The organism is Nonomuraea sp. NPDC005501 (genome assembly GCF_040605905.1).
Taxonomy (GTDB): Bacteria; Actinomycetota; Actinomycetes; order Streptosporangiales; family Streptosporangiaceae; genus Nonomuraea.
Genome location: NZ_JBEXDT010000199.1, coordinates 1 through 4,674, shown reverse-complemented (window position 1 = coordinate 4,674; position 4,674 = coordinate 1). Strand labels below are relative to the sequence as shown.

The window sequence follows — 4,674 nt, the reverse complement described above, 5'->3', positions numbered from 1 at the left end:
GCGACGGGCGCGCCCGTGGAGGCGCTGGCCGGGGTGACCGCGCAGGACCTTCGCACCGTGGCCGGCGTCGAGGGGGGCGAGCGGGCCGCGGTCGTCGTGGTGCGCGCCGGACGCGACGACCTCGCCGCCTTCCCGCTGCCTCCGCTGGCGTGCCGGCTGCTGCGGGAGCTGTACCCGGGACGGTCCGGAGCGGAGCCGCTGCTTCGCCGGGACGACGACGAACCCGTCGACTCCGCCTGGCTCAGCGCCGCCCTCACCAGCGCCGCCCTCGCCGGCGGCATCCCGCGGCGGCGGGCGGCCGCGCTGCATCCGCGCATGATGCTCGCCGCCCCGGCCGGTTCGTGGCGCTCAGCAGTGTGAGCCACACCACTCGGCAACGGTGACACAACGGTGTCGCGGCACGGGGACACGATGGGCGCATGAACGTACCGACCCCGTACCTGATCGGCCTCGACCCGGACGAGCTGGCCGAGACCCGAGCCGTCAACGACCACATGGAGAAGCTGCTCGACTCCCTCGTGCCGCTGCACGTCCAGGACGACCCCGGGGCCGCTCGTGAGTTCCAGCGCGCGGGCGGCGGCGGATTCCCCACCCTGGCGCCGGTTCCCGAGGCGAGCTGGCGCACCGTGACCACGTCCGGCGGTGGCCGGCTCCGGCTCCGGGCCTTTCTCCCGCCGGACGGGCGGGCGCCGGAGGGGGTGTTCCTGCACTTCCACGGCGGCGGCGGGGTGTTCGGCTCGGCGGACGGGCAGGACCCCCGCCTGCGCGACCTGGCCGCCGGCTGCGGCGTCGCAGTGCTCAGCGTCGAGTACCGGCTCGCGCCCGAGCACCCCTACCCTGCCGGGAACGACGACGCCGAGCAGGCGGCGCTCTGGCTGCTGGCCAACGCGGCCTCCGAGTTCGGCACGGAGCGGCTGCTCATCGGCGGCGAGTCCGCCGGGGCGCGGCTGGCCGTCACCACGCTCCTGCGGCTGCGTGACCGGCATGCCGTGGCGCCCGCCGAGGCGTTCCTGGCCGCGCAGCTCTCCTTCGGCGGCTACGACCTGGGCCACGGCACACCGAGCAGCCGCGCATCGGGCGACCGGAACCGGCTGATCAACAGGCCGACCCTGGAATGGTTCCGGAGCAAGTATCTTCCGGGACTGTCGCCCGACGAACGCCTTGATCCCGACATCTCCCCTCTCTACGCTGACCTGCGCGGTCTGCCGCCCGCGCGGTTCACCGTGGGAACGGCCGATCCCGTGCTCGACGACACCCTGTTCATGGCGGCCCGCTGGTCCGCGGCCGACAACGCGGCCGAGCTGGTGGTGGCCGAGGAGGGCTGGCACGGGTTCACGCTGCACCCCACGGCGCTGGCCCGGCGGGAGCTGGCCGCCCAGGAGGAGTTCGTCCGCCGGTGCCTGGCCTAGCCTGATGACGCGATGAACCGTACCGAACGCCTCTACGCCCTGGTCGACGAGCTGCGGGCCGCCGCGCCCCGACCGCGTACCGTGGAGTGGCTGGCCGGCCGGTACGGCGTGTCGCGACGTACCGTGCAGCGCGACCTGCAGGCGCTGATGGAGGCGGGGGTGCCGGTGCGCGTGGAGGCGGGCCGGCACGGGGGCTGGTTCATCGACCGTGACACCGCCCTGCCGCCCATCAACCTCACCGCGGCGGAGGCGCTGGCGGTGGCGGCGGCGCTGGCCGGGGCCGAGCAGACGACACCGTTCTCGGCGGCCGGCCCGACCGCGATGCGCAAGCTGGCCGCCGCGCTGAGCGAGTCCGCCGCGGAGGAGGTGCGCGCCCTGACCGAGCGCATCCACGTGCTGCCCGCCCGCACCACGCCCGGCGTCCTGCCGATCGTCGAGCGGGCGGTGGCGCTGCAACGCGTCGTGTGGATCCGGTACGCCGACGCGGCGGGGCAGGAGAGCGAGCGCGAGGTCGAGCCGGGTGGGCTGCTGACCGCCTCGGGGTCCTGGTACCTGATCGGCTGGTGCCGCAGCCGCCGGGCGGGCCGCGGGTTCCGCCTGGACCGTGTCCTGGCCGCCGAGCTGCGCGACGAGCCCTGCCCGGCCCGTACGGTGCCGCTGCTGGACCGAGCCCTGGCCGAGCGGGTCCGCCGGGCGGAGACCCTGCGGTCCCTCAGCCTGGACCGGCGACCGGCCGGCACCGCTGGACCGCCTGGTGCCGCCGCACGTCCGGGACGATCCCGTGGCGGCCCGTGAGTCCCGGCGCGGGAGGGGGCCGCACCACGACGGTGCGGCCCCCTCCCGCCGCATCAGCAGTTCTTGTAGTCGGCGCGGGCGCTGTTGTACGAGCACGAGTGGACGAGCTGACGTCGGGCGTTGCGGAGGTAGCCGGTGTCCGTGCTCTGGTTCCAGATGTAGGCGTAGGTGCCGCCGCTCCTGCCCCAGTACAGGGTGGTGGAGGTGTCTCGGCCCTTACCGGTGCGCAGGGTCACCGCCTTCCCGCCCCCGAGCGTGAACGTGCCGAAGGTGTAGACGTGGTCCGCTCGGCTCGTCTTGTCGCGGACGGTCCAGCCGCTGAGGTTCACCGCGCTCCGACCGGTGTTCTTGATCTGCACGTACTCGCCGTTGAGGTTGCTGTTCGCGCCGGAGTCCGGCGAGCCGGGCGAGTCGTACCAGATCCGGGAGATCTTCACCGTGGGGGCGGCGGCCTGAGCGGGAGCCGCCGGCGTGAGAGCAGCGGCGGTGGCCACCATGGCGGCGACAGAAGCGGCAAGGCGCACTTGTGGTCCTTCTGGGAGTGGGGTGTGTGGGCCGTGTGTATGACGCGCCATGAGGGGCCGGCGTTCACACGTCCTTGGCGGGTCGGGATCTGGCCGAAGAGGTGGCGCCGCCCTGCCTGCACATCCCCGTGACGTCTGCCGTCAGTGACGGAGGAGGGTGAGGCTTGCCTCGGCGTCGGTGACGGTGAGCCGGGCCTGGCCGCCGACCGGAAAGGTGGCCAAGGGGTAGGTGTGGCCGACGTCGACGTCGGCCACGACCGGGATGGCGCCGAGTGCCGGCTGGGCATCGACGATCTGTTCCAGCAAGGGGCGGGTCAGCCGGCTCGCGCGCTGGAACCGCCCGATCGCCAGTCCCCGGATGCCCGAAGCGCCGGGAACCTGCAGCAGCGAGGTCAGATCACGGGCGAAGGTGGCCGGGCTCGACTCCAGGTCGTCCTCGACGATCAGGATCGCGTCGACGAGGGATGGCATGAAGGGAGTCCCCTGCAGCAGGTTCAGGGTGCACAGATTGCCGCCGACGACGCGTCCCTCGGCGAAGCCGCGCCGGATCGGCCACCATCCGTCGCCGGGGGTCAGCTCGCGCTCGTCCTGGTCGAGGAACCAGAGATCGTCGCTCCAGTGCGACGCCGGGGTCAGGGTGACCGGAGCGGTGTCGAACATCACCGAGGTGAACCAGCGCAGGGTCTGCTCGAAGTGGTCGCGCATCCCGAACGTCGACCAGTGAGGACCGGAGTAGGTGACCAACCCGGCTCTGGCCAGGATGGCATTCTGCAGTGCGGTGATGTCGGAGTATCCGCAGAGGATCTTCGGGTTGGCGCGGATCAGCTCCCAGTCCAGGAACGGCAGCAGCTCGTTGCTGTTGTACCCGCCGATGACCGTCAGAACAGCCGCCACGGACGGGTCCGCGAAGGCCTCGTGCAGATCGGTGACCCGTGAGGCGACGCTGGAGGAGCCGAACGCGTCGCGCTCATCGACGTGACGGCCGTAGGTGAGCGTCAGGCCGAGCTCGGCGAACCGGGACGTGATGATGCCGGTGTGGTCGTGCTCCATCACCAGGGCGCGGGAGAGGGCGGGCGCCACCACGCGTACGACGTCGCCCTCGGTCAGCTTGGGAGGAAAGATCACTTCCATCGACTGGGGCCGCTACTCGTCTTCGCCGGCCTGACGGCGGCGGGAGTTTCTTGCCGCCGGCGGATCGGGCGCGCCGGCCGAAGCCAGACGTGGCACTTCGCTGTTGAGGTTCTTGGCTGCTGTGGACGTGACGCGGGCGGCGAACTTCTTGTCCATCAGCATGTGCTTGGCCATGTCCCTGTTCTATCCCGGCGAGGGCCGTCCTGTTCCATCGAAGTTCGAGGGACTGCCATTGAGTTCGAGCGGTTGGAGTCCGGCCCGACCATCATCAACTGGCGGGCCTGGGCGTCGAAGCGCTGGTCCCACAGGCCCGGTTGGGGCAGCCGGCCATGTACGGCATGCGTGGTTCTCTCCATGAGGTGCGGCGTGTCGCGGCCGCTGCACAATCTGCGCGACCCCTCCACCGGCCGCCGGGTGCTGCACCAGAAGGACATCGCCGCCGAGCCGGGCGTGAGGGTCCCCTGGGTGCGGGGGAACGGGGTTTGTGACGGATCTTGTGTGCCGTCGCCGCAGGTCAGAGGCGCACCCGCACTGTTCTGCCAGGGGTGAACTCTGCCAGCGGTGAACATCGGACCGACACAAGTCGACGGTCACTACAGTCCAGGCTCATGACGACGATTACCACGCGCACGGTTGAGTACCCGGCCGACGGCCTGACGATGATCGGGCACCTCGCGCTCCCGGCCGGTGTCGACCGCCGGCCCGCGGTCCTGGTCGGGCCCGAGGGGCCGGGGCTCAGCGACGTCGAGCGCCGCCGAGCCGATGCGCTCGCCGAGCTGGGATACGTGGCGCTGGCCTTCGACCTCCACGGCGGG

Annotated in this window: 7 protein-coding genes; 4 read left to right on the top strand and 3 right to left on the bottom strand. The window is 72.0% G+C overall.

The window, feature by feature from the left end; all coding sequences use genetic code 11:
• The 3 genes from ABZS51_RS42350 to ABZS51_RS42340 form a co-directional block, all read left to right on the top strand.
• Positions 1–360 (top strand): hypothetical protein (locus tag ABZS51_RS42350; protein WP_355453907.1); only part of this gene is annotated, 360 nt, incomplete at its 5' end.
• Positions 361–419: 59 nt separating this feature from the next.
• Positions 420–1,409: an alpha/beta hydrolase fold domain-containing protein gene (locus ABZS51_RS42345; protein ID WP_355453904.1), complete on the top strand. Its 990-nt coding sequence runs from the start codon at positions 420–422 to the stop codon at positions 1,407–1,409.
• 12 nt (positions 1,410–1,421) lie between these two features.
• Positions 1,422–2,204, top strand: a complete 783-nt coding sequence (locus ABZS51_RS42340; RefSeq protein WP_355453902.1) for a WYL domain-containing protein — start codon at positions 1,422–1,424, stop codon at positions 2,202–2,204.
• Positions 2,205–2,257: 53 nt separating this feature from the next.
• Here the strand turns inward: ABZS51_RS42340 and ABZS51_RS42335 are convergent, their stop codons facing one another.
• The 3 genes from ABZS51_RS42335 to ABZS51_RS42325 all read right to left on the bottom strand — a co-directional run bounded on the left by ABZS51_RS42335 (position 2,258) and on the right by ABZS51_RS42325 (position 4,033).
• A complete protein-coding gene (locus ABZS51_RS42335) occupies positions 2,258–2,728 on the bottom strand; it encodes a lamin tail domain-containing protein (protein ID WP_355453900.1) in 471 nt (156 codons plus the stop codon).
• A gap of 141 nt (positions 2,729–2,869) precedes the next feature.
• Positions 2,870–3,859, bottom strand: a complete 990-nt coding sequence (locus ABZS51_RS42330) for a S66 peptidase family protein (RefSeq protein WP_355453897.1) — start codon at positions 3,857–3,859, stop codon at positions 2,870–2,872.
• A 12-nt stretch (positions 3,860–3,871) separates the two neighbouring features.
• Positions 3,872–4,033, bottom strand: coding sequence for a hypothetical protein (locus tag ABZS51_RS42325; RefSeq protein ID WP_355453894.1), 162 nt, complete (start codon positions 4,031–4,033; stop codon positions 3,872–3,874).
• A 434-nt stretch (positions 4,034–4,467) separates the two neighbouring features.
• On the opposite strand from ABZS51_RS42325, the gene ABZS51_RS42320 reads away from it, so the two are divergent.
• Positions 4,468–4,674, top strand: a 207-nt coding sequence (locus ABZS51_RS42320; RefSeq protein ID WP_355453891.1) for a dienelactone hydrolase family protein, incomplete at its 3' end; no start/stop codon positions are given.

Coding starts and splice junctions, on each gene's coding strand:
- ABZS51_RS42330 (WP_355453897.1), bottom strand. CDS start 3,859: ATGGAAGTGATCTTTCCTCCCAAGCTGACCGAGGGCGACGTCGTACGC.
- ABZS51_RS42325 (WP_355453894.1), bottom strand. CDS start 4,033: ATGGCCAAGCACATGCTGATGGACAAGAAGTTCGCCGCCCGCGTCACG.
- ABZS51_RS42340 (WP_355453902.1), top strand. CDS start 1,422: ATGAACCGTACCGAACGCCTCTACGCCCTGGTCGACGAGCTGCGGGCC.
- ABZS51_RS42345 (WP_355453904.1), top strand. CDS start 420: ATGAACGTACCGACCCCGTACCTGATCGGCCTCGACCCGGACGAGCTG.